Here is a 22,876-nt window from a genome sequence, read left to right as displayed (position 1 = left end):
ACCCGACTTCCAGGCACGCAAATTCTGTTTTCTTTCACACACTCATTCCGGCCGCCAGCCACTACAGTTTAGTTATCGGGAATCGACCTGCACGTTGGACCCGCCATCGCTTGATTGCCGTCCCAAGGTGTGAATGCCATGAAACACTCCCTCGGTGCGCTAGTGCTTGCGTCTGCGCCTCTCGTCGCGTGGGCGCAAACGCCCTTCCTCTATTCGCATAGCGCGATCGTCTACGACGTCGGGAGCGGCAAGGTCCTGCTGGAAAAGAACGCCGACGACGCCCAGCCGATTGCCTCGCTCACCAAGCTGATGACCGCCATGGTGGTGTTGGACAGCGCCCAGCCGCTGGGAGACAGGGTGAGCGTCGACGATGACGACATCGACCGGCTCAAGCATTCCGGGTCGCGCCTGCCGACGGGTGTATCGCTGGAACGCGCGGAGATGCTGCGGCTCGCGCTCATGGCGTCCGAGAACCGCGCGGCGTCTGCGCTGTCGCGTGCGTTTCCGGGCGGCCAGCCCGCGTTTATCCAGAAGATGAATGAAAAGGCGCGCGCGTTGCAGATGGCCGCTACGCACTTCGACGATCCAAGCGGGCTCTCGCCGGACAATCTCTCGACGGCACGCGATGTCGTGAAGATGGCGGCCGCCGCATCGCACTATCCATTGATTAGCGAAGACACGACGCTTCCCCGTTACGAAGAGCAGATCGGCGCGAGGACGCGCTTCTATCACAACACCGACCCGCTCGTCCGCTCAGCCGATTGGGACGTGCTGGTCGCCAAGACCGGCTATACCCGCGAGGCGGGACGCTGCATCGTGGTCGATGCCAACATGCCAGGCGGCCAGGTGATGATCGCGCTGCTCGGCTCGCAAACATCGTGGGGGCGCTCGGCGGACCTCGTCACGATACGCCGGTGGCTGAACGGCGACGAAACGCCGACCGTCGCGCCGCACTGGTACGCAGACACGCGGCTGCATCATCGCCATTCGATGCTCGCGCGTTCGCATCGCGTCAATGTGCGGTTCGCGTCGTACCGGAACGCTCCAGCGTCCGGCGCGCATCGGCAGACCTTGAGGCATCATGCGGGCAAGCGCGAACACCGCACGCTCGTTGCCTCTTCGGCTTCATGATGCTTCGCGTCAGGGGCGCGCCTACGCCTGGCCCGCCCCATGTTCCGAGTCTGCCGAATCTGCCGAGCCGGCCAATGCGAGCGCCAGCCTCGCCCCGACCTCGGCATTGTGTTTCACGAGCGCGATATTGGTCGCCAGGCTGCGGCCACCCGTTAGCGCCTTGATGCGCGCGAGGAGGAAGGGTGTCACGGCCTTGCCGGTGATGCCTTGCGCCGTGGCCTCGGCTAGCGCCTGCCGGGTCAGGGTCTCGATCTCTTCGCCCGGCATCGCCGCTGCTTGCGGCACCGGCGTGCTCAACACCACCCCGCCCACCAGGCCCAGGTCCCACTTGGTGCGGATGAAGCGTGCCTGGTCCGCTGCGTCGTCCAGCCTGAAATCGGCGCGATAGCCGCTGTCGCGCGTGTAAAACGCAGCGAAATTATCCTGCTCGCAACTGAGCACCGGCACGCCGTGCGTTTCCAGATACTCCAATGTGAGCCCGATATCCAGAATGGATTTCACGCCGGCACAGACCACGGCCACCGATGTTCTCGCCAACTCCTGAAGATCCGCGGAGATGTCAAAGGTTTCCGGCGCGCCCCGATGTACGCCTCCAATGCCTCCGGTGACAAAGACCTCGATACCGGCCAGGGCGGCGCATATCATCGTGCCGGCCACCGTCGTGGCGCCGAGGCCGCCGCTGGCGAGCACCGCTGGCAGATCGCGACGGCTGACTTTGTGTACTTGCACAGCGCTGCCGAGCAGCTCCAGGTCGTCGTCGGCAAGACCGATGCGGATTCGGCCGCCGATGCATGCAATCGTCGCGGGTTCGGCGCCGAGGTCGCGCACCAACGCTTCTACTTCGCGCGCGGTGCGGACGTTCTCGGGGTAGGGCATGCCGTGCGCGATGATGGTCGACTCCAGCGCGACTAGCGGGCGACCGGCGGCCTTCGCCGCGGCGACTGCGGGACTGAGCGTCAACCAGGTGTGTGCGAGGTTTGCGGCCATGTTCGTGGGCCTCTGGGTGTGTTGAGCGTAAGTATGCAGGTCAGGCCTTCGTAACGGACTTCCGGTCGTTTCGGAGGTGTCGATACTCGTGCCACGTGAGGGCGATAATCGCGACGTCCAATAGCGTCAATAGCAGCAGCCATATCGAATGCGTGAATGTAAACCGGTAGACCTGGTAGGCGATAAACAAGCCGAAGACGCCGATCGAAACAGGAAAATACCCGAGTTTCTCCCTCAGCAAACCGATGATCAGCCACAGCTTGATCACGCCGTGTCCGAGCAGGTAGATCGCCGCGAATCGCTGGGTATTGACAGAAAGATGCTGCGCGGTGTGAAGCAGAAAGTTGGCGACGAAATCGTGCGGGTCTTCGGCGAACTCGTCCCGAGTGACCCAAAGCACGAACGTCAGCACAAGCCGCTGCGGAACGAACCAGGTGGCTGCGCCGGCAACGATTTCCGAAAGCGCAAAAATTGCCTTGAACCACAGGCTCAATTCGAACATCAGGTGGATTTTGTTCTCGTCGAGAAACGTCTTCAGGGTGATCAAGAGAAACGCTCCATGTAATGACGCGTGTCGAAAATAGACGAGTCGGTGTCGGAACCGTACAAGCCCGAGTAGCGCGATTGATCTAAGGTGATGAACCTCTTATCCGATCGTCTGGAGCTGATATGTCCGATTTCATCACCGTTTTGCGCAAAACCTGCCCGACTCCGGTCGTTGACGCCACCAAGTGGAAGCGCATCGGCGGCGATCCGCACACCGTGAACCTCAACGCTTACCTCTCCAAAGACGGCAGCAAGATCATGGGCACCTGGATCTGCACACCGGGCAAGTTCGAGGTGAACTACGAGAAATGGGAATACTGCCACTTCCTCGACGGTTACTGCATTATCACGCCGGAAGGCGAGGAGCCGGTGCACCTGAAGGCTGGCGACGTGTTCGTGATTGAACCCGGCATGAAAGGGACCTGGGAGGTGGTGGAGACGGTGCGCAAGTACTTCGTCTTCGCCTGAGTCGCGACATACCAGGCCGCACGGGGATGCCAGGAACAGGCGATGCGCGATTAGTAGGGCGATAAGGGAGGTCGCCGGTGAGTCGCATTTTGTTGGTGGACGACGATGCAAACGTGCGTCAGTCGCTGGGCGCAGTGCTCGACGGCGCAGGCCACACTGTGACGGTGGCCAGCGACGGCCGCGAAGCGCTGCGGCTTGCGGTTGCACGGCATCCGGACGTGATTGTCTCCGACATCACCATGCCCGTGATGGACGGGGCAGCCATGGTTCAAAAAATCAAGGCCGTTCCGGGCTTTGAGCGCATCCCGGTGGTCCTGATGTCCAGCAAGACGACGGTCCCGCCTGTCCCCGTCGCGCGTATGCTGAGAAAGCCTTTCGACCCGGCAACATTGCTCGTTCTGCTCGATAAACTTACCACCCAACTCACCAGCCACGAGGCACGCAATAAGCCGGCTTTATCGGGGCGTCCGAAGGATAGAACGCGAAAATCGGAACGGCCGCCAGTTTGCGAGGTATGCGAGCTCGATCTCGCCACGATCGATTTGCTCGAAACTCGAATTCGTCGAGGCTTCGTTCTCGTTCACGAACAGGAAGAGCGCTTGCGCACGCTTCGCGCCAAGGGTGCGGATACGTCGCTTGCCGAAGCGCTTTACAGCGCCCTCACGAATGGCCTGGACTCGATGCTTGGATACATCCGTCTGCGTCTTGTGTTGAGCGCCGACGCTTTGCTGATGGGTCGCAGCGGCTAGCGCGGACACCGACAATGGCGAGGCGTTCAATTCAGTATGACGCGATGCGGGAGGCGGTATGCATGTGCGAAAAGGTTTTGCCGGGTGCGTGGGCGATACGCCGCTTATCAGACTGGCCGGGATCAGCGAGGAGACCGGCTGCGAGATTCTCGGGAAAGCCGAGTTCATGAACCCGGGCGGCTCCGTCAAAGACCGTGCCGCGCTCTATATCATTCAGGATGCCGAACAGCGCGGAGAACTCGGGCCCGGGGGCACCGTGGTGGAAGGCACAGCGGGCAATACCGGCATCGGTCTTGCCCATATTTGCGCGGCTCGCGGCTATCGCTGCGTGATCGTGATTCCGGAGACGCAATCCCCCGCAAAAATGGAGCTTTTGCGCGTTCTGGGCGCTGAAGTCCGCGCGGTGCCGGTGGCCCCGTACAAGGACCCGAACAATTATCAGAAGATCGCGGGAAGGCTCGCCCAAGAACTGGATGGCGCGATCTGGGCGAACCAGTTCGACAACCTGGCCAATCGCCAGGCGCACTACGAGACGACTGGGCCTGAAATCTGGCGCGATACCGCTGGCACGGTCGATGCATTCGTTAGCGCCACCGGTACGGGCGGCACGCTTGCCGGCGTGGCACGCTTCCTGAAGGAACAGGATAGCAGTGTGCGGATCGTCCTCGCGGACCCGCATGGCAGTGGTTTGTATGGCTTCGTGAAAACCGGCGAGATTCAGGTCGAAGGCAATTCGATTACCGAGGGAATCGGTTCGAGCCGCGTGACGGCAAATCTCGAAGGCACGCCGATCGACGACGCCTACCGGATCGACGATCAATCGTGCGTCACGATGGTTTATCGGCTGCTGCGCGAGGAGGGGCTCTACGTGGGCGGCTCGACGGGCATTAATGTTGCAGCCGCTGTGCGGCTTGCACGGGAGATGGGGCCGGGGCATACGATCGTGACGCTGCTGTGTGATCGTGGCGAGTTGTATCGGTCCCGGCTTTTCAATCCCGAGTGGCTGAAGGAAAAGGGGCTGGTGGTCGCATAGGGGCTGGTTCGGGGTGCATGGTTTTTCGCGTTTCCTTGTGTTCGCGGTGGTCTATTAGTGTTGCCCCTGTGCGGGGCGGCACCTACTTTTCTTTGCAGCCGCAAAGAAAAGTAGGCAAAAGAAAGCGGCTCAAACCGCTAGTGTGACGCCGTCCACCTCTTGCCTGTGATCGAAGTGGTTCCGGGGCATCTGTCACCTCGCACCTTCGATGTTAGTGACAAAGGAGTCATTCATCCCGCTGCTCGCTACGCGCGCAGCGGTCGGGTATGCAGGGGAAACCAAGGGTGCTGCCTGGGCGCTCGAATACGCACATACAGCATCGATTCGTATGCATTCCTCTGGTTTTGGATTATGCCCCACGGCGCGCGTAGCGCCGCCGGAGGTATGAGTCCTTAGTCACTCTGTTGTAGGGCGCGTGGTGGCAGACGCTCCGGAACCGCTCCGATTAACGGCAAGTGGTGGACGGCGTCACACTAGCGGTTTGAGCGGCTTTCTTTTGCCTACTTTTCTTTGCCGCTGCAAAGAAAAGTAGGTGCCGCCCCGCACAGGGGCAACGCTAATAGACCACCGCGAATACAAGGAAACGCGACAACCCAGTCCCCCTAAACCGACTGCAAATATCTCCATATAATGATCCCAGCTGTCTGCGTAAACGCAGCCGCCAGTTCGAGATCCACCGCGGAGGGCGCTCGCGGCTTTTCAAAATACATAGCGAGCGATCCCACCAGATTGCCTTCCGATGTCTCGACCGGAAACGACCAGCAGCCGCGATAACCGAACTGTTGCGCGAGCCATGTCCATGACTGCCACCGCGGTTCATTGAGCACGTCAGGCGTAATGACAGGTTCGCCTATGGCCACCGCCAGTCCGCAGGCGAGCGACTCCGGGGAAATGCGAAAGCCATCCACGCAACGCGCGTAGGACGCCGTCATGCCAACGACATGGTGCAGGACGTTCCCATCCGCGATATAGAACGCGCATCTGCGGTCGTCATCCGCCTGGCTGACAAGCGTGCGAATCAATATTCCCAGCGACCGGTCGAGTGACGCGCCATTCATCGCCGCCTGAAACGCGTCTTTCTGGGCCGATAGCCAGGCCTGGTTACGGCGCAGCGCAACCTCGGCTCGCGTGCGCGCGGTGATGTCGGCAAACGTGATCGCCACGCCCGCGATAGCGCCTGCCTCCGACACGTAGGGATATATCTTTCTCAGGTAATGCTTGTTTTCGTTGTTGCGCACGGCGGCTTCGCGTGGTTCGGCGGCCTGGAGAACATCATCGATATCTTTCAGAAAAGCCCTGTCCTCGAACCGGGGGACGAGGTCCGCAATGCTACGTCCGACATCGCCTGTTTTCAGCGAAAACACCTCCCGCATGGCCGGGGTAAACCAGCGCAGCTTCAAGTCCTGATCCAGAAACAGCGTCATCACCGCGCCGGATTGCAGCACGCGGCTTTGCATCGCCAGTTGCGCGATGTTTTGCTGGAGCCGGATGTTTGCTTCGTTGAGTTCTTCGTTGCTTTCGTTCAGTTGCTCATTGGAGGCTTTCAGTTCTTCGTTAAGCGCCTGCAATTCTTCACGCGATGCCTCCAGTTCCTCGCGCGAAATACAGGCCTGATCTTTCCAGTCCACATTAACGGCACCGTCGGGGCTCGATCGCATGGCATGCGGGTCGTCCGCGTCGTCCGCGTCGGACCGTTCGCGTGCATGCGGTTCGCGTATGAACGTCACGAGCAACCGGTCCCACACATTGCTCGTTGACGTTTGCAGCGGCGTCAGGCGCACGCTCATCGAATCTTCGCCCGTGACGCGGTCGCGCAGATTCGTCAGCGTGAGCGGCTCGCGTTCGGCAAGCGCTTCCCGCACCGACAGGTGAAGATGCCCCGCCCACTGCTGCGGCACGAGGTCCGTCAGCTTGAGCGTGGGTTCGCCGGCGCGCGGGCTGAGGATGTTTTCCGTGTTGCCATAGATCCGCAGAACGCTGCATTCGTCGTCAATCAGCACGGACGGAATATCGAACCGTTCCCGGGCGACGCGAAGCGCGGATCTCGCCTGAGTTGCACGGCTCGACCCGGGGCGTTGCGATGTGATCTTCCGTTCGGGCCCGGGCATCGGACCCACTTTCCGGTAGATGTTCCATTGCCGGGAGACTGTCTCGAAGCCTTGACCATCGAGCTGGTAGGGTTCGCTTTTCCCGAGGAAAAGGAATCCGCCCATGCGCAACGCACCGTGGAGGATAGACAGCACGTCCTTGACCGTTTCCGGTTCCAGATAGATAAGCAGGTTCCGGCAGGTGACGAGATCGAGCGCGGAAAAAGGCGGATCCGAAATCAGATCGTGCGGGACGAATACGAGCTTTTCGCGCAGGAAGCGCTTTACACGAAGTGCGCCACCGGCCTTGTAAAAGTAGTGCGCGCGGCGCGCGGCCGGAATGGCTGCCAGCGCGTCTTCGCGAAAAAGCCCCCGACTGGCCGTCGCCACCAGTTCCGGGGCTGCATCGGTCGCGAAGATCTGGAAGTCGCGCTGTGCATTGTCCTCCTGAACGATTTCATCCAGAAGCATGGCGGCAGAGTAGGCTTCCTCACCGGTTGAACATGCCGGCGTCCACACCCGTATCGGCCGCTTTTCCGCATTCGTACCAACAAGGGGTGTCAGTACGCTTTCATGAAGTGCGCTCCAGGCTTCGGCATCGCGGAAAAATTCCGTGACGTGGATCGGAATGCCGCGCACCAGCGCTTCCAGTTCGACCGGATCATCTTCGACAAGGCAGGCGTAGTCGTCGAATGACCAGACCTTGCGCGTTTCCATGCGCTGCTGGATTCGCCAGAATAGCGGTGAGGGTTTGTACCCGCTCAGATCGAATCCGGCCTGCTGCCGGATCATGGCAATAATCCGGTTGAGCGTGCCCGACATGACACCTGCGTAGCCAGCCGAGCGCGCCGGTCTGGTGTAGCGAGGATCGGAGCAGGTCATGAGCTGTCGGGCGATGGCCCCCACGGGCAGGACATGATCGTGAATGCCCCGCTGTATCACCGCGAGCGGCATGCCGTCATGCAGGCACGTGAGCGGATCCTGCACGATGACGATGCCTCCGGCCTTGCGGATGCAGAGGGCCCCCGCCGTCCCGTCCATGCCCGTGCCGGAGAGAATGACGGCAATCGGACGCCGTCCCTCATGCAGCGCGAGGCTTTCAAGAAATGCGTCGATCGTGTCAATGCCAGGCCGCCGGCCACCGCCTTGTGCCGGCCTGGTGCGAAATACGCTGTTTTCGAGCGTCAGGATGTCATCGGGCGAGGGGATGTACACGCAGTTCGGCTCGGGCCGTGCCCCGTTGGTAGCGGCCCGGGTGGGCACGGGGGTCCATTTTGCGATCAGCGTGGCAAGACCACTGGGATGGCCGGGGGGCAGATGCTGCAACACAACAAGCGCAAAGGGCAAATTGGCCGGCAGCGCCTGAAACAGTTTTTGCAGCGCGATAATCCCGCCCGCGGACGCTCCGATTGCGACGATCGGCACATTCACCGGCTCCATTACCGGTTCCATTACCGGCTTCATTACCGGCTCCATTGGGGACGTTTGCAATTCGGCCATGACAGGCTCCCGCGATATCGCTCGATGCTGCATTCCGCTTTCGGCAGAAGCGATACGGCCTGGAGACGAGCGTACCGGCTTTTTCAGACTATGAGCCTGTTCTGGCCGCCTGTGAACCGAAAACCGAAGCAGCGGCGGCGGTGCTGTCCGGGCTGTTTCGACGCCAGAGCCCGGCTCCATGGAGCGGGAGTTTTACCCATTTCATTCGACGAATGGCGGATTCTCGAAAGTGTGATAGGGCGGCGGGCTGGCAACGGTCCATTCGAGTCCCTCGGCACCCTCCCACGGCAACGCGCCCGCGGGTTCGAGTTTCGCATGCTTGCCGAAATACACCGGCAGCGCGATGGCGAGCAGGAAATACACCTGAGCGAGCCCGAAGACGAACGCGCCAATCGACGCTACGCGGTTCCAGTCGGTGAACTGGCCGGCGTAGTCGGCATAGCGGCGCGGCATCCCGGCGAGCCCGAGAAAATGCATCGGAAAGAACGTGACGTTGAATGAAATCATCGTCAGCCAGAAGTGAATTTTTCCGCGCAATTCATCGTATTTCCATCCCGCCCATTTCGGCGACCAGTAGTACCAGCCGGCAAAGAGCGCGAATAGCGACCCGGCAACGAGCACATAGTGGAAGTGCGCGACCACGAAATACGTGCCGTGGTACTGAATGTCGATCGGCGCCATCGCGAGCATGAGCCCGGTGAGCCCGCCCATCGTGAACACGAAGATGAAGCCGATGGCGAACAGCATCGGCGTTTCGAAGCTGAGCGCGCCGCGCCACATCGTGGCGAGCCAGTTGAACACTTTCACGCCCGTGGGCACCGCAATGATCATCGTCGCGTACATGAAGAAGAGCTGGCCCGTGACGGCGAGCCCGACCGTGAACATGTGGTGCGCCCAGACCAGGAACGAAAGCACGGCGATGGACGCGCCCGCATAAACCATCGAGCTATAGCCGAAGAGCGGCTTGCGCGAGAACGCGGGCACTACCTGCGAGATGATCCCGAACGCGGGCAGGATCATCACGTAGACCTCGGGGTGGCCGAAGAACCAGAACACATGCTGATACATGACGGGCGAGCCGCCGCCCGCGGCGCTGAAGAAGCTGGTGCCGAAGTGCCGGTCGAACAGCAGCATGGTGACCGCGCCGGCCAGCACCGGCATGATCGCGATGAGCAGATAGGCCGTGATGAGCCACATCCACACGAATAGCGGCATCTTCATGATCGACATGCCCGGCGCGCGCAGATTGATGATCGTCACGATGATATTGATCGCGCCCATGATGGACGACGCCCCCATGATGTGAACCGCGAAAATCGTGAAGTCCATGCCGGGGCCCATCTGCTCGGAAAGCGGTGCGTACATGGTCCAGCCGGCCGCCTGGGCGCCGCCTGGCGTGATGAACGAGCCGAGCAGCAGCGCGCCGCCCACCGGCAGCAGCCAGAACGAGAAGTTGTTGAGCCGCGCGAACGCCATGTCGGGCGCGCCGATCTGCAACGGGATCATCCAGTTCGCGAAGCCCACGAAGGCGGGCATGATCGCACCGAAGATCATGACGAGCCCGTGCAGCCCCGTGAGCTGATTGAAGAACTCGGGCCGGAAGAACTGCAAACCGGGGGAGAACAGCTCGGCACGTATCGCGAGGGCGAACACGCCGCCCACGAGGAACATCGTGAACGAGAAAATCAGGTACAGCGTGCCGATGTCCTTGTGGTTCGTCGTGCGCAACCAGCGCGCGAGGCCGGCCGGCGGCCCCGCATGCTCATGCGCACGGTCGGCTGGGGTGGTCGCACTCATGATCGCTCCTCGGGCGTGGTTGCAGAGCGAGGAAGCGCATTGCGCGTGCCGGATCGCGTGCTTCGTGATCTGGTGCCTCGTGCGGCCCGGGAAGCCGGCACGCGCGATGCGCCCTGGTAAATGCTTCCAGAAAGCGGCTCAAAAAAGCGGGTGCACGATGAGCGAGAAACTTCCTGTGAATCCCTGCCTGCGCCGATCGGGCGGGCCCGGTCCTTTCGATGACGAGGACGGTGCGCCGCTCTGCGAGTGGCGCATCAAGCGCAATTGCTCCCTCACGCCGCGCCAGTCGCTGGGCGCCACGGTGCTGCTGATGGCGCTCGTGTGCGCCGTGGGCGGGGCGGCGGCGCTGGCTTTCGGTCTGTGGCTCGCATTGCCTTTTTCCGCGCTTTGCGTCGGCCTGGTCGGCGGCGCTTTTCTCGTCTATGCGCGGCACGCGACCGACGGCGAGCGCCTCACCTTCGCGCCGCCTTTCGTGCTGGTCGAAGTGGAGGAGCGCTGCCGGCGCACGCAATACCGGCTAAGCGCGGCCAGGTTCTCCGTCATGCTCGACGACGGCGATGCCGCGATCTGGCTTTCCGATGGCTGGCAGCGCATTGCCGTGGGACGTCAGTTGCCCCGTGCCGGCCGCGCGGAACTCGTGCGCCAATTGCGCCGCGTCGTGGCGGCGGGCGGTTGAGCCGGCCGCCGCGGGCAATCAGGTCTCGGGCATCAAGTCGCGCAGGACCTGCAGCAGCGCGGGGAAGTCGATGGGCTTGCTCACCTGGACATCGAATCCCGCATCGAGCGCCGCGCGCCGGTCCGCTTCGCGGTCGTGCTCCGTCACGGCCACGATGCGCACGTGCTGAAGCTGGCGATTGGCCTTCAGGCGCCTGGCGAAGTCGTGCGGGCCAGGGCCGTGAATCTCGGCCACCACGATATTCACAGGGTTTTTCTCCAGCGCCGCCAACGTCTGCGCCGCGTCTGCCGCAGTGACGATCGATGCGCCCTCGAGCTCCAGCAGCCTGCCAAGCGACGCAGCCACCTCGGGGTCTCTCATGGCGAGCATCATGCGCACGCCGGTGAGCGGATCCGTGGGCGGTGCCGACTCGCCTGGCGTGGCGCCGGACTCGGCCATCGACGGCAGCCATACCGTCATGGTCGCGCCATGGCCGTGGCCATCCGAATGCGCGGCCACGCGGCCGCCATGCATTTCGACGAGCTGCTTGACGAGCGCGAGGCCAATGCCGAGCCCCGTCCTGGTACGCGCGCCCTGGCGATACATGTCGAACACGTAGGGCAGGTCCGCGGGCTCGATGCCGTCGCCGGTATCGATCACGTCGATGCGCACCATCGTGTTTTCGTGCTCGAGGCGCAGCTCGATGCGCCCGCCCGCGCTCGTGAACTTGATGGCGTTCGACACGAGGTTCCAGAGGATTTGCTCGCAGCGCGTGTGGTCGGCGCGGATCAGCGCGGGCTCGGATGCGCCGTCGAGCGTCATGGAAATCTGGCGCGCGAGCGCGTCGTTCTCCAGCGCCTGGCCGACGCCGCGCAGCGTCTGGGCAATGTCCACCTGATCGAGATCGAGCGCGAGCTTGCCGGTGCGCACCCGCGAGAGATCGAGCAGGTCGTCGATGATCTGCGCCTGATTGCGCACCGCCCGGCGAATGGCGTCCGCCGTTTCGCGCACGATGTCGATGCCGCGGGTTTGCGGCAGTCGCGGCAGCATTTCCGCCTTCATGCCGATGAGGTTGAGCGGATGCTTGAGCTCATGCGAGAGCACCGCAATGAAATCGTCCTTGAGCTGGCTCGAAAGCGTCTCGCGTTGCCGTTCTTTCTGCTCGTGCACGAGCGCCACTTCGCGCGCGTCATCGCATTGCTTGCGCTCGGTGAGATCGCGCACGATCTTGGCGAAGCCCTGGAACGAAGCGTCGGCGATCGGCGTGATGACGCCGCTGCACCAGACGCGGCGATGGTCCTTGGTCACGTGCCAGCGCTCGTCGTCGGCCCGTCCTTCGTGCGCGGCTATTTCGCGCTCGCGCGCGGGGACTTGCGCCTGGCGGTCGGCGCTCTCGTAGATCAGCGCGATATCCTCGCCAACCACCTCGTCTTCGGTAAAGCCGAAGATGCGCTCCGCGCCCGCGTTCCAGCTCACGATGCGCCCCGCCGGATCCTGCACGATGATCGCGTAATCATTGGTTGATTGCGCAACGAGTCGCAGGCGCTGCTCGCCGATGCGGGCCTGCTCCTCGGCCGTATGGCGCGCCGTGATATCGATGAGCGTGAGCACGGCGCCGTCGATGCGGTCGTCGGCGGTGCGGTAGGGCAACAGGCGCATCAGATACCAGCGGCCGTCCTGGCTTTGCAGCTCGCGCTCGATCAGCTTGAGCGTCTCGAACGCTTCCTTGACGTCCTCGGCCAGCGTCGGATGCTTGAGCGAATGCGTGACGTCGAACAGCGACCGGCCGATGTCGGAGTCGATCAGCTTGAAGATATGCGTGGCGCTGGGCGTGAACCGCTTGACCTGAATTTTCTTGTCGACGAAAACCGTGGCGATCTCGGTCGACACGATGATGTTCTGCAAGTCGTCGTTGGCCTTCGCGGTTTCCTCGACGCGCGCGTGCAACTCGGCGTTCACCGTCGTCAGTTCCTCGTTGACCGATTGCAGCTCTTCCTTGCTGCTTTCGAGCTCTTCGGTCGCCGAGCGCAGTTCCTCGTTGATCGCCTGCAGCTCTTCGTTCGATGCCTTCAGTTCCTCGACGGACGTTTCGTACTGTTCGATGGTGGTCGCGAGCTGCTCGCGGCTATGCTGCAATTCCTGTTCGAGCTGGATCAGCACCGGGTCCTCGCCCTTGTCGGCCTCGCCTTCCTCCGACATGCGCTCCTGGACCTCGTCGAACAACACGAGGAAAAAGTCGGCATTCACGCCGGGATCGTGGAATGGACGCACGGTCATGTTGATCCACGACGTGCGGCCGTCGCGCACCATCTTCACGCGCCGCGCCTCGACGCTCGCGCCGGTTTGCAGCGCGCGGAACAGCGTGGTGCGCAAGTCCAGCCGCAATTCGGGCACGACCACGGACATGATGTTGCTCGACGGTTCGCCGCCCGCGTGGCGCAGATATTTGCCGGCGTTATCCGAGAGATGCACGATGGTCGAATCGCGGTCGACGATCACGCTCGGCGGCGCGTATTCCTCCAGCACGCGCTGATGCAACGCGGAAAACGAGAAACCGCGCCGCTCGGGCGGCTGCGGCGCAGCCGCACCCGCGAGCGTGGACTGCACGTCCTCGGGCACCGCGCTCGATTGTGCGAGCGACGGGAAGGCCACGATCTGCTTCGCGCGATTGATGATCCTTCTCGCGCGGTAAATGCGGTGCTTCTTGTCGACGATCGCGAAGAGGTCGTCGGCGGCATCCGCGGATTCGGCCGAGCCGAGGAACAGATAGCCGTCGGGGCGCAGCGCGAAATGGAACAGTTCGAGAATCTGCCGCTGCACCGCACGATCGAGGTAGATCAGCACGTTGCGGCACGAGATCAGGGCGAGATGCGAAAACGGCGGGTCCCGCAGCAGGCTGTGGGCCGCAAAGAGAATGCGCTCGCGCACGGGCTTCGAAATGACATAGCGCGAGCCTTCGGGCGCGAAATAGCGGCGCAGCAGATCGCTGGGCACGTCGCCGGCGATGGAGTTCGGGTACGAGCCCGAGCGCGCGCGCATGATGGCCGTGTCGTCGATATCGGTCGCGAAGATCTGCGTGGCGGTCGCGGACCCCGCGGCGTCGCGCGCTTGCGCCATCAGGATCGCGATCGAGTAGGCCTCTTCGCCGGTCGAGCAGCCGGCGACCCACACGCGGATCTGCTCGTCGCTCGGGGCCGTGCGAAAGAGGTCCGGGATCACCGTGTGGCGCAGCACGTCGAACGCATCGCGGTCGCGAAAGAACTGCGTCACGCCGATCAGCATGTCCGCGAGCAGCGCCGTGGTCTCGTCCGGCGTATTGCGCAGGAAATGGCGGTAGCTCTCGAGATCGGGCAAGCCGTTCACCTGGAGGCGGCGCTCGATGCGGCGCAGCACCGTGGCGCGTTTGTAATGGCGAAAATCATGGCCGGTGCGCACGCGCAAGTGCATGAGAATGTCCTGCAGCACGCGCTCGGCGCCGCCACGCGGCGCTTCGGGCAGCGCCTCCTGGAGCTCGGCGCGATCGAGTGCGGGCAGGTTGATTCTTTGCGCGTTGTCCCTCAGCTCCAGCAGCCGCTTCGGCATGTCGGCCACGGGCAGCACGATGTCCACTTGCCCCGTGGTGATGGCGTGCTGCGGCATTTCGGGGTATTCGGCATCGTTGGGGTCCTGGGCGATCGTCACGCCGCCGGCTTCCTTGATGTGACCCAGCCCGAGCGCGCCGTCCGAGCCCGTGCCCGAAAGCACGATGCCCGAGGCGCGCGTGCCGTGCGCCTCGGCAAGCGTGCGGAAGAACTTGTCGATGGTGAGCTCACGCTCGCCATGCCCGGCCTGGGCGTTGACCTGCAAATAGCCGTCCGCGAGGCGCAACTGCTTGCCCGGCGCGATCACATAGACGTGGTTCTTTTCGATGAGCATCGCGTCGGTGACCTGCGCCACCGGCATCGAGGTGACCCGTTGCAGGATCTCGTCGGCGTGGCTCTCGTGCGTGGCGGACAGATGCAGAATGACGACGAACGCCATGTCCATCGAGTCAGGCACGTTGTCGAAGAAGTTGATCAGGGCAGGAACGCCGCCGGCCGAAGCGCCGATACCCACGACGGTCAAAGGCGTGCCGCCCGCATTGCTGGAGCCGCCTGAAGCGCTGCTAGTCATGTTGTCTGGTCCTTGCCGAACTTGCGGAGATCGATCTGGCCGTATTTTCGCTCAAAGCAGGCTCGACCGTCATCGATGGCCTTGTGGGCACGACGGGATATCGCTAGTTCAGGCACAGGCGGGCATAGCCGCGCAGGGAAGGGCGTGGTGAACTTCAATGCGGCGAATGCGGGGCGCCGCTCAGCCCATCGACCCGTCCGTCAATCGTCCGTCAATCATTCTGCGGCCCGAACCGTAGCCGCTCGTCAGCGCATCGAATCCAGGAGCACGGCATCGATTGCGTCGAGCCATGCGAGCAGCGTAGCGGCCTGCGGCTGCAACTGTGGCGCACTGCGAGCGGTGGTTTTCACGCGGGCGCGCCAATAGTCCGTCGACGTCACGACCGTGGCGTGCCGGCCGATTTCCCCATGCTGAACGAGATGCTCCAGGCGCAGCACCATGGTGCGGATATGTGCGAGCTCGCGTGCCGATTCGTCGTGCAAATACATGGCTTCCCCCAGCTGCTCCGATCACGGTATGACTGAAACGCAAACGCCTCCCCGCGCGACCAGGCTGGGCTTGGGGCGAGCGAAATAGCGGTTGATGTTGCGGCTGCTGTCGGCTTTGCCGGAACGGGAGATCGCCAGACGTCGATTTCGGCCCGGATATGACGTATGAAGGATAGGCCCCGGAAACTTGAAAAGTACATGTCACGAGCCTGTTCGTAATGCGCCCGTTTCGAACGCGACTGCGGCGATTGCGAAAAGAACCGGAGGGGCTGGCATTTGCGATGCGGCTCCTGCTAGGTAACTTTTTGATGGAGATGGCGATGACGAAGGTAGCGCAAGTGATGACGCACGATGCAGTTTCAATTCACGCAACCGACACGATCCGCCAGGCGGCACAGATGATGGCGGACCTCGAAGTGGGTTCTCTCCCCATATGCGAGGGGGAGGAACTGATAGGCACGGTAACGGACCGGGACATCGCGGTGCGCGCCGTGGCCTCAGGGGTCGATCCGTCTACCCCTGTGGCTGATATCGCAACCCAGCACGTGCAGTGGTGTTACGAAGACGACGATATCAATGAAGTGAAGCGGAAAATGGCAGGCCGGCGAATCCGCCGCATACCGGTGCTCGATCACCAAAAGCATTTGGTCGGCATCGTATCGCTCGGCGACATTGCCACTTCCGATGGCGCAGGTGCGGCTACCACGCTGAAGGCAGTCTCCCGGCCAACGAAGTCGGAGCACTAGCCGGCCACTGCACGGCGGATGACGGCCGCAACGCCTGATCTGCATGGCATGCCGCATTGGCTGCGGCCGTCATCTCCCGTCGGCAGCATTGCGTGTCCGTAATGCACAAGTTATGAACATGCCAGGCATCGAAATTGAAGTTAGAATCAAAACTCTAGTTTCGCTGGCAACGATGTGTTGTCCGCGCTATGCTGCTTGGTGGGTACAGGGACTACCCATCAATCGTCGTTACTTTCCTTGAACGCATCGCCCGCGTTAGAAACAGTATCGACGATCAAGGCAGTTCAATAACCGCTATTGAGTATGACTATTTCCTCATATGAGGGACATGAGGATCTTTTTAAAAGATTGTAGTACGAATTACGTATGACGAAACATCCTCTATTTGAATATAGAGAAAAACATTATAAGTATCTGAGAGCTCCAATGCTAAGCCTACATAAATTCGCCACACGCGTACTGGTGAAGGCCAGTCACGACCGTATCGACCTCAAAAGCGAAGAACGCGATGCCTTGCTGGCGCGCCAATTCGTCGTACTGGATCGGGTCCCGCCCGGATGCGCCAGTCCCCGCCTCACGCCTGATGGCGATCGCTTGCTGCGAATCGCGGCACGGCGCTGAACGGGCTTCGCTACCGTCAACTCTCTTCTGGATTCATCCGCGACGGCATTGCTTCTTGCAACGCGTTGCTGGTCCTTCGCGCTTGCGTAGACCGCAGCGGGCTGTGTGCTCGATAGCAGCGGAGTATGGATGAACTGGGTTTCCCGTTTGAATCCTGCTGGTCAGGCACGCGTGCCGGAAAGCGATTGCCCACGGCCGGAGCCTATGGACAATGCTGAAGGAGGCGATGTGGATTGGGTCGGTATGGTGATCGGGTTCGCGGTACTGGCGATGGCAAGCATCTTCGTGGCCTGCCACTACCGGCAGGAATATCGGCGCGCGCAGTGGATGCGGCGGCTGAATCAGCAGGACGATTGCTCGCCATGGAACTGAGGGGCAGCAGCCGTTGTTACAGGCGGCGGTGCCGGTCCCCATACGTTTTAATCAGCGGAGAACAAGCAGATGACGGAAGCAAGGCAGCAGTTATATCACTGCAAGAATATGCAGCGTGTCGTCGTGGTGAACCGTATCTATCAGGTACATCATCAGAAGAGTCGTGAGTTGGTGTTCGAGCAGTGCAGCGCGGCGGCAACCTGTCCGAAAGTTGCACAGTGTGCGTTGTAGGTGCCGGGACAGAATCCCGTGCAACGCGTCTTCCATCAGGACCGGATCTTGCCCCGTTCAGGTGGCAGAATATTTTTGAGAGATGAGCCTGTCATGGCGGAGAATCAAGAGTCCCATCTACGTGGGCAGGCAAAGCATCCGGTCGTCGGAATCGGTGCGTCGGCCGGCGGGTTGACTGCGCTTCTGGAGTTTTTCGAAGCCTTGCCCGCGCATTCCTCGATGGCGTTCGTGGTCGTGGTCCATCTGGCGCGCGACCATGGCAGCGATCTGCCGGAGCTGTTGCAGAAGGCGACCGCCATGCCCGTGCTGGCGGTGACCGAACCCACGCGCATCGAGCCCGATCATGTCTACGTGATTGCGCCGTCGTTCGAGCTGACCATAGTCGACGATTATTTGCGGGTCGCGCCGATCAAGCTGGTCGAGGGGCGCCGCGCCGCCATCGACGTGTTCTTCCGCACGCTGGCCGAGGCGCACCGCGAAAGAGCGATCGGCATCGTGCTGTCCGGCGCGGGTTCGGACGGTGCTGCGGGCCTTTCGCGCGTGAAGGAGATGGGCGGCATCACACTCGCGCAGGATCCGTCCGAAGCCGAATACGAAAGCATGCCGCGCAGTGCTATCTCCACCGGCATGGTCGATTTCGTGCTCACCGCCGCGGAGATGCCGCAGCGGCTGATGGATCTGTGGCTGAGCGCAAAAGAGATTCGTCTACCGAATCTGGAGCAAGGCGAGCTGGAGCAGGGTGAGCCGGAGCGCGACGGGCGCGAGCAGAACCTGGCCAGCGAGGCCGCCGAGCGCGCGCTGCGCGAGATCATGATCATTCTGCGCACACGTACCGGCCACGATTTCTGGCATTACAAGCGCGCGACCATCATGCGCCGGATCGAGCGCCGGCTACAGGTCAACGGCATCACCGACCTCCAGTCATACCGCGACTATCTCCATCTGCATCCGGACGAAACCCAGGCGCTGCTCCAGGACATGCTGATCAGCGTGACGAACTTCTTCCGCGACAAGGAAGCGTTCGAGATGCTGGAGCGCGATGTGCTGCCGGCGCTATTTACAGGGCGCAGCGAGGAGGATCGCATCCGCGTGTGGTCGGTGGGCTGCGCGACCGGCGAAGAGGCCTATTCGCTGGCGATGCTGTTGCAGGAGCGCTCGTTCAAGACACCCGAGAGCCCCTCCTTCCAGATCTTCGCCACCGATATCGACGAACGCGCGATTACCTTTGCGCGCACCGGTCTCTATCCCGACGCGATTCTGAGCGATGTTCCGCCTGCCCGCACGCGCCAGTTCTTTTCGAAAGACGCTGCGCATTACCGCATCAAGAAGGAACTGCGCGAGCACATGCTGTTCGCGCATCACAACGTGCTGAGCGATCCGCCGTTTTCGTGCCTCGACCTGATCTGCTGCCGTAATCTGCTGATCTATCTCGACCGCGAAGCACAGATCGAGATTCTCAAGATGTTTCATTTCGCCTTGCGTCCGGGCGGCTTTCTCTTTCTCGGCAGCTCCGAATCGGCGGATAGCGTGAGCTCGCTGTTCAGCGTGGTGGACAAGCGCAACCGCATCTATCGCGCGAACAGGGCGGTGCGCGGCGCCCGACCGGTGCCGGCCACGCCCTCCGGTCCGCGCAATGCGCGGCCCGTCGTGACGACGGTGCAGCCGCCGGGCCGCCGGCGTTTCTCGTTCGGCGACCTGCACCAGCGTCTCGTCGAGCAGCACGCGCCGCCGAGCGTGCTCGTGAGCCGCGATTCGGAAATCGTGCATCTGTCCGATCGCGCGGGGCGCTTCCTGCAGTATTCGGGCGGCGAACCATCGCACAATATCGTGGCCGTGGTGCGCCCCGAATTGCGCGTCGAACTGCGCACCGCGATCTACCAGGCGTTGCACACGAACCGCAGCGTGGAAGCGCGGCGCGTGCGCATCGAGCGCGATGGGCGCTCGTATATCGTGAACATGACGGCGCGGCCCGTGCACGATCCCGAAGCCAACGCCGATTTCGTGCTCGTGCTGTTCGATGAAGTCGAGAACAGTATGAGCATGGCAGAAAGCTCGCCCGGCGACGCCGAGAAAGACCCAATCATCAGCCAGCTCGAACGCGAACTGCAACGCACCAAGGAGCAGTTGCAGTCGACCATCGAGCAGTCGGAAACCTCCACCGAGGAATTGAAGGCCTCCAACGAGGAGCTTCAGGCGATCAACGAGGAATTGCGCTCGGCCACCGAGGAGCTCGAAACCAGCAAGGAAGAGCTGCAATCGATCAACGAAGAGCTGAGCACCGTGAATGCGGAGCTCAAGTCGAAGGTCGAGGAAACGGGCAAGATCAACGACGACTTGCAGAACCTGATTGCCGCGAACGATATCGGCACGATCTTCGTCGACCGCGACCTCCGCATCAAGCGCTATACGCCGCGCGCCACGGATGTTTTCAGCATCATCGCGTCCGATATCGGGCGCTCGCTGCTCGACATCACGCACCGGCTCGAATACGACAAGCTCGCCGACGATGCCGCCGAGGCGTTCGATTCGCTGCGCCTCATCGAGCGCGAACTGCGGAGCACCGACGGGCACTGGTATCTCGCGCGCTTCGTGCCGTACCGCACGACCGAGGACCGCATCGACGGCGCGGTGCTTTCGTTCATCGACATCACGGGCCGCCGCCATGCGGAAGATCGTGCGAGCGGCGTGCTTTCGCGTCTCGACGAGCCGGGTTTGAGCGGCTTTACGAAGATCGAGCGCGACCTGAGCGAATTTCGCACGGCCACCTCGAAGGCGCGCGGCGCGCATATCGAGGCGGCAAGGGAAGCAGCAAGGGAAGCGGGCGAGCGCGACGCGCAGCGCCGCCGCGACGAGTTTCTCGCGGTGGTGTCGCACGAGCTCAAGCATCCGCTCAATCTGATTTCGGCCAGCGCCGAGCTGATTGCGCGCGCGCCGGAGACGCGGCGCAACCTGAACCTCTCGCGGGCCACCGACACGATCCGGCGCACGGTGATCGGCCAGGCGCAGATCATCGACGACCTGCTCGACATTTCGCGCGTGCGCACCGGCAAGCTTTCGGTAGTGCGCACGGTCGTGGACATGCGCGAGATCGTGCAGCGCGTGTGCAGCGCCGTGCGCGAGGAAGCGCAGGAGCGCGGCATCGCGCTAAACCTCTCGATCAGCGAGGCGCCCGTGATCGTTCACGCCGATCTCACGCGCGTGGAGCAGATCGTCTGGAACCTGATCAGCAATGCGCTGAAGTTCACGACCCAGGGCGCCGTGAATGTCTCGCTGAAGGTGGATGAGCGTGCGAAAGCGGTGCTGCAGGTGGCCGATACGGGCAGCGGGATCGAGCCCACGCTGTTGCCGCATATCTTCGAGATGTACCAGCAGAGCCGCGACTCGACGATGCGACGCGCGGGCCTTGGCATCGGCCTCGCACTGGTGAAGGATCTGGTGACGCTGCACGGCGGCACGGTGCAGGCACAATCGGAGGGCATCGGGCACGGCACGACTTTTACCGTGACGCTGCCCACGCACTGGGCGGCGGCGGAGACGCAAACGGATCATGCCGTGAGCGTCGATTCGCTGCACGGATTGCATATCCTGATGGTCGATGACGATCCGAGCACGGTCGAAACGTTCAAGCTTTTGCTCGAAGGCGAGGGCGCGACCGTGCAAACGGCTACGAGCGGCGAGCAGGCGCTGAAAATGCTCAATGGGAATGCGCCGGATGTCACGATGGATATCGTGCTGTCCGACCTGGGCATGCCGGGTATGGATGGCATGGAATTCGTCGCGAAGCTGCGTCAGAGGCCAACGATGAAATCGGCGATTTGTATTGCGTTAAGTGGCTTTGGCCACGAAGTGGAAATACAGCAGGCGGAAAATGCAGGCTTCAACGCCCACCTGAAAAAGCCCGTGCTGCTCGACGACCTGCTGGCTGTCGTTGCCCGCCTGCGGCACGCTTGACGCCCCGCAGCCTGGCTGGCGCGCACCAAACCGGTGTGGCGCGCCTCCGGCAGCGGCAATCGCCCATGACTGGAGACTCTATTGCCGCAAACCTACTTCTACATCAACGGCCCAGCCGATCGCCGTTTCCCCGAACAGGAACTGATTCGCCTCGACAGGGCGGGCTATACCGTCGCGCTTGGCCGCGTAGCGGTCGACAACGTGCGGCCCTTTGTTGGCACGGCGGAGCGCACCGCATTGAACGGCCTGCTGCGGCGCGTCGCGCCCGGCGACGAGATTGTCGTGCTCGACCTTTCGTGTCTGGGAAGCGGTGCCCGAGATGTGCTTTCGACCTTGCAAAAATGCCGTAAGGAAATGATTGCGGTGCGCTGCGTCGAATTTGGCAACGTGGATCTCGCGGGTCGTCCGAAGCCCCAGGCAGTCAAGATGCTCAAGGCAGTCGTTCGCCTGGAGGCGGAAACGAGAAGCGCGCGCAGCAGCACGAGTCTGAAGCTCGCGCAGGAGAGCGGGCGACCAACCGGCCGGCCGGGCTCGCTTTCGCCGCAAGATCGCGAGGATGTCATCGACCTGCTCGCGAAGGGCGTTTCGATCAGCGAGATCGCGCGTCGCCTGGAAACCTCGCGTCAAACCATTATGCGCATACGTGAATCCACAGTGGCATCCGGCCCAGCGGAGCCCGGCGATATCTGATGGCGGGCGGCACGGCGCCCCCATACACGCGAATGACACGAACTACGTGAACTACGCGAACACGAGTGCTTCCTCCATGTAGCTATGGGTTGGGCGGCGGGATTGGCATAATCGAACACCCCTAACCACTGCTTTATTTCTGGGCTCCAGCAGCGCAACATACGATTCGGGCGAGCGCGGCGGCGCGGCGCCGGCCGACGCGGACATCGGGCATACGCTTGCCTGTCATGCGGGAGCGCGAATGAAGTCTCCGGGATCTGTCGTGGCTCGAAGACATATGGGGGCCGGCAGGAGCCGGCGCAGGAAGGGGCGGGGGCAAACATGACGCGCATCTACGAATATGAAGGCTTCAGGCTGGAGATTTCGATCGAGTCTGACTTCAACGTTTACCCGAGCAGGCGCGAGCGCACTCCTGGGTACATCGCGATCGTCAATATATTTCAGGCAGATTACGCTGTTGCGCTATTTTCCCCGCTGCGTTTCTGCGATGCGGACGGACGGCCTTTCGTGGCGGAGGCCGCGGCGCTGATGGGCGGATACGGCGCGGCGCGCAAGCTGGTTGACGACCTGTTCTTCCACGATCGACCCTGACGCACCCTGAACGTCCGGTCCATCTTCCGCAGGCAATGCTTAAATGTCGCCATGACCGAATTCAGTCGTGGGCGGTTGAAT

At 62.3% G+C, this 22,876-nt stretch carries 16 protein-coding genes; 10 read left to right on the top strand and 6 right to left on the bottom strand.

Annotated features, from left to right (window positions below; genetic code table 11):
- The first annotated feature begins 138 nt into the window (after positions 1 to 138).
- Positions 139 to 1,131, top strand: coding sequence for a D-alanyl-D-alanine carboxypeptidase family protein (locus L5014_RS04975; RefSeq protein WP_238462454.1), 993 nt, complete (start codon positions 139 to 141; stop codon positions 1,129 to 1,131).
- Positions 1,132 to 1,152: 21 nt separating this feature from the next.
- Here the strand turns inward: L5014_RS04975 and L5014_RS04970 are convergent, their stop codons facing one another.
- Together L5014_RS04970 and L5014_RS04965 are read right to left on the bottom strand one after the other, a co-directional pair.
- On the bottom strand, positions 1,153 to 2,118 hold the full coding sequence (locus L5014_RS04970) for a pseudouridine-5'-phosphate glycosidase (RefSeq protein WP_238462453.1): 966 nt from the start codon (positions 2,116 to 2,118) through the stop codon (positions 1,153 to 1,155).
- Positions 2,119 to 2,158: 40 nt separating this feature from the next.
- Positions 2,159 to 2,665 (bottom strand): DUF2127 domain-containing protein, encoded by a 507-nt coding sequence (locus L5014_RS04965; RefSeq protein ID WP_238462452.1) that lies wholly within the window; start codon positions 2,663 to 2,665, stop codon positions 2,159 to 2,161.
- A gap of 122 nt (positions 2,666 to 2,787) precedes the next feature.
- Here L5014_RS04965 and L5014_RS04960 point away from each other — a divergent pair, with 122 nt between their 5' ends.
- The 3 genes from L5014_RS04960 (at position 2,788) to L5014_RS04950 (ending at position 4,914) form a co-directional block, all read left to right on the top strand.
- The gene (locus L5014_RS04960; RefSeq protein ID WP_059466993.1) at positions 2,788 to 3,132 is read left to right on the top strand and encodes a cupin domain-containing protein; all 345 of its coding nucleotides are present in this window, start codon (positions 2,788 to 2,790) and stop codon (positions 3,130 to 3,132) included.
- Positions 3,133 to 3,209: 77 nt separating this feature from the next.
- Complete coding sequence (locus L5014_RS04955) at positions 3,210 to 3,881, top strand: response regulator (protein WP_238462451.1); 672 nt, start codon at positions 3,210 to 3,212, stop codon at positions 3,879 to 3,881.
- A 58-nt stretch (positions 3,882 to 3,939) separates the two neighbouring features.
- Positions 3,940 to 4,914 (top strand): cysteine synthase A, encoded by a 975-nt coding sequence (locus L5014_RS04950; RefSeq protein ID WP_238462450.1) that lies wholly within the window; start codon positions 3,940 to 3,942, stop codon positions 4,912 to 4,914.
- 602 nt (positions 4,915 to 5,516) lie between these two features.
- Here L5014_RS04950 and L5014_RS04945 read toward each other — a convergent pair.
- Together L5014_RS04945 and ctaD are read right to left on the bottom strand one after the other, a co-directional pair.
- The gene (locus L5014_RS04945; protein ID WP_238462449.1) at positions 5,517 to 8,501 is read right to left on the bottom strand and encodes a chemotaxis protein CheB; all 2,985 of its coding nucleotides are present in this window, start codon (positions 8,499 to 8,501) and stop codon (positions 5,517 to 5,519) included.
- 201 nt (positions 8,502 to 8,702) lie between these two features.
- Positions 8,703 to 10,298: a cytochrome c oxidase subunit I gene (ctaD, locus tag L5014_RS04940; protein ID WP_238462448.1), complete on the bottom strand. Its 1,596-nt coding sequence runs from the start codon at positions 10,296 to 10,298 to the stop codon at positions 8,703 to 8,705.
- Positions 10,299 to 10,455: 157 nt separating this feature from the next.
- On the opposite strand from ctaD, the gene L5014_RS04935 reads away from it, so the two are divergent.
- Complete coding sequence (locus tag L5014_RS04935) at positions 10,456 to 10,974, top strand: DUF2244 domain-containing protein (protein ID WP_238462447.1); 519 nt, start codon at positions 10,456 to 10,458, stop codon at positions 10,972 to 10,974.
- 18 nt (positions 10,975 to 10,992) lie between these two features.
- Here L5014_RS04935 and L5014_RS04930 read toward each other — a convergent pair whose 3' ends face one another.
- Together L5014_RS04930 and L5014_RS04925 are read right to left on the bottom strand one after the other, a co-directional pair.
- Positions 10,993 to 15,105 (bottom strand): CheR family methyltransferase, encoded by a 4,113-nt coding sequence (locus tag L5014_RS04930; RefSeq protein ID WP_238462446.1) that lies wholly within the window; start codon positions 15,103 to 15,105, stop codon positions 10,993 to 10,995.
- 245 nt (positions 15,106 to 15,350) lie between these two features.
- Positions 15,351 to 15,593, bottom strand: coding sequence for a hypothetical protein (locus L5014_RS04925; RefSeq protein ID WP_238462445.1), 243 nt, complete (start codon positions 15,591 to 15,593; stop codon positions 15,351 to 15,353).
- A gap of 320 nt (positions 15,594 to 15,913) precedes the next feature.
- Here L5014_RS04925 and L5014_RS04920 point away from each other — a divergent pair, with 320 nt between their 5' ends.
- The 5 genes from L5014_RS04920 to L5014_RS04900 all read left to right on the top strand — a co-directional run bounded on the left by L5014_RS04920 (position 15,914) and on the right by L5014_RS04900 (position 22,795).
- Positions 15,914 to 16,339: a CBS domain-containing protein gene (locus L5014_RS04920; protein ID WP_238462444.1), complete on the top strand. Its 426-nt coding sequence runs from the start codon at positions 15,914 to 15,916 to the stop codon at positions 16,337 to 16,339.
- A gap of 750 nt (positions 16,340 to 17,089) precedes the next feature.
- Positions 17,090 to 17,332 (top strand): hypothetical protein, encoded by a 243-nt coding sequence (locus L5014_RS04915; RefSeq protein WP_238462443.1) that lies wholly within the window; start codon positions 17,090 to 17,092, stop codon positions 17,330 to 17,332.
- Positions 17,333 to 17,656: 324 nt separating this feature from the next.
- Complete coding sequence (locus tag L5014_RS04910) at positions 17,657 to 21,514, top strand: CheR family methyltransferase (protein WP_238462442.1); 3,858 nt, start codon at positions 17,657 to 17,659, stop codon at positions 21,512 to 21,514.
- Positions 21,515 to 21,715: 201 nt separating this feature from the next.
- On the top strand, positions 21,716 to 22,204 hold the full coding sequence (locus L5014_RS04905; protein WP_338019265.1) for a helix-turn-helix domain-containing protein: 489 nt from the start codon (positions 21,716 to 21,718) through the stop codon (positions 22,202 to 22,204).
- A gap of 321 nt (positions 22,205 to 22,525) precedes the next feature.
- A complete protein-coding gene (locus L5014_RS04900; protein WP_238462440.1) occupies positions 22,526 to 22,795 on the top strand; it encodes a hypothetical protein in 270 nt (89 codons plus the stop codon).
- Positions 22,796 to 22,876: the final 81 nt, after the last annotated feature.

The sequence above is a fragment of the Paraburkholderia tagetis genome (assembly GCF_022213065.1).
Lineage (GTDB): Bacteria > Pseudomonadota > Gammaproteobacteria > Burkholderiales > Burkholderiaceae > Paraburkholderia > Paraburkholderia tagetis.
Note: the sequence above shows the minus strand (reverse complement) of the source record. Positions and strands in the feature narration are given on the sequence as shown.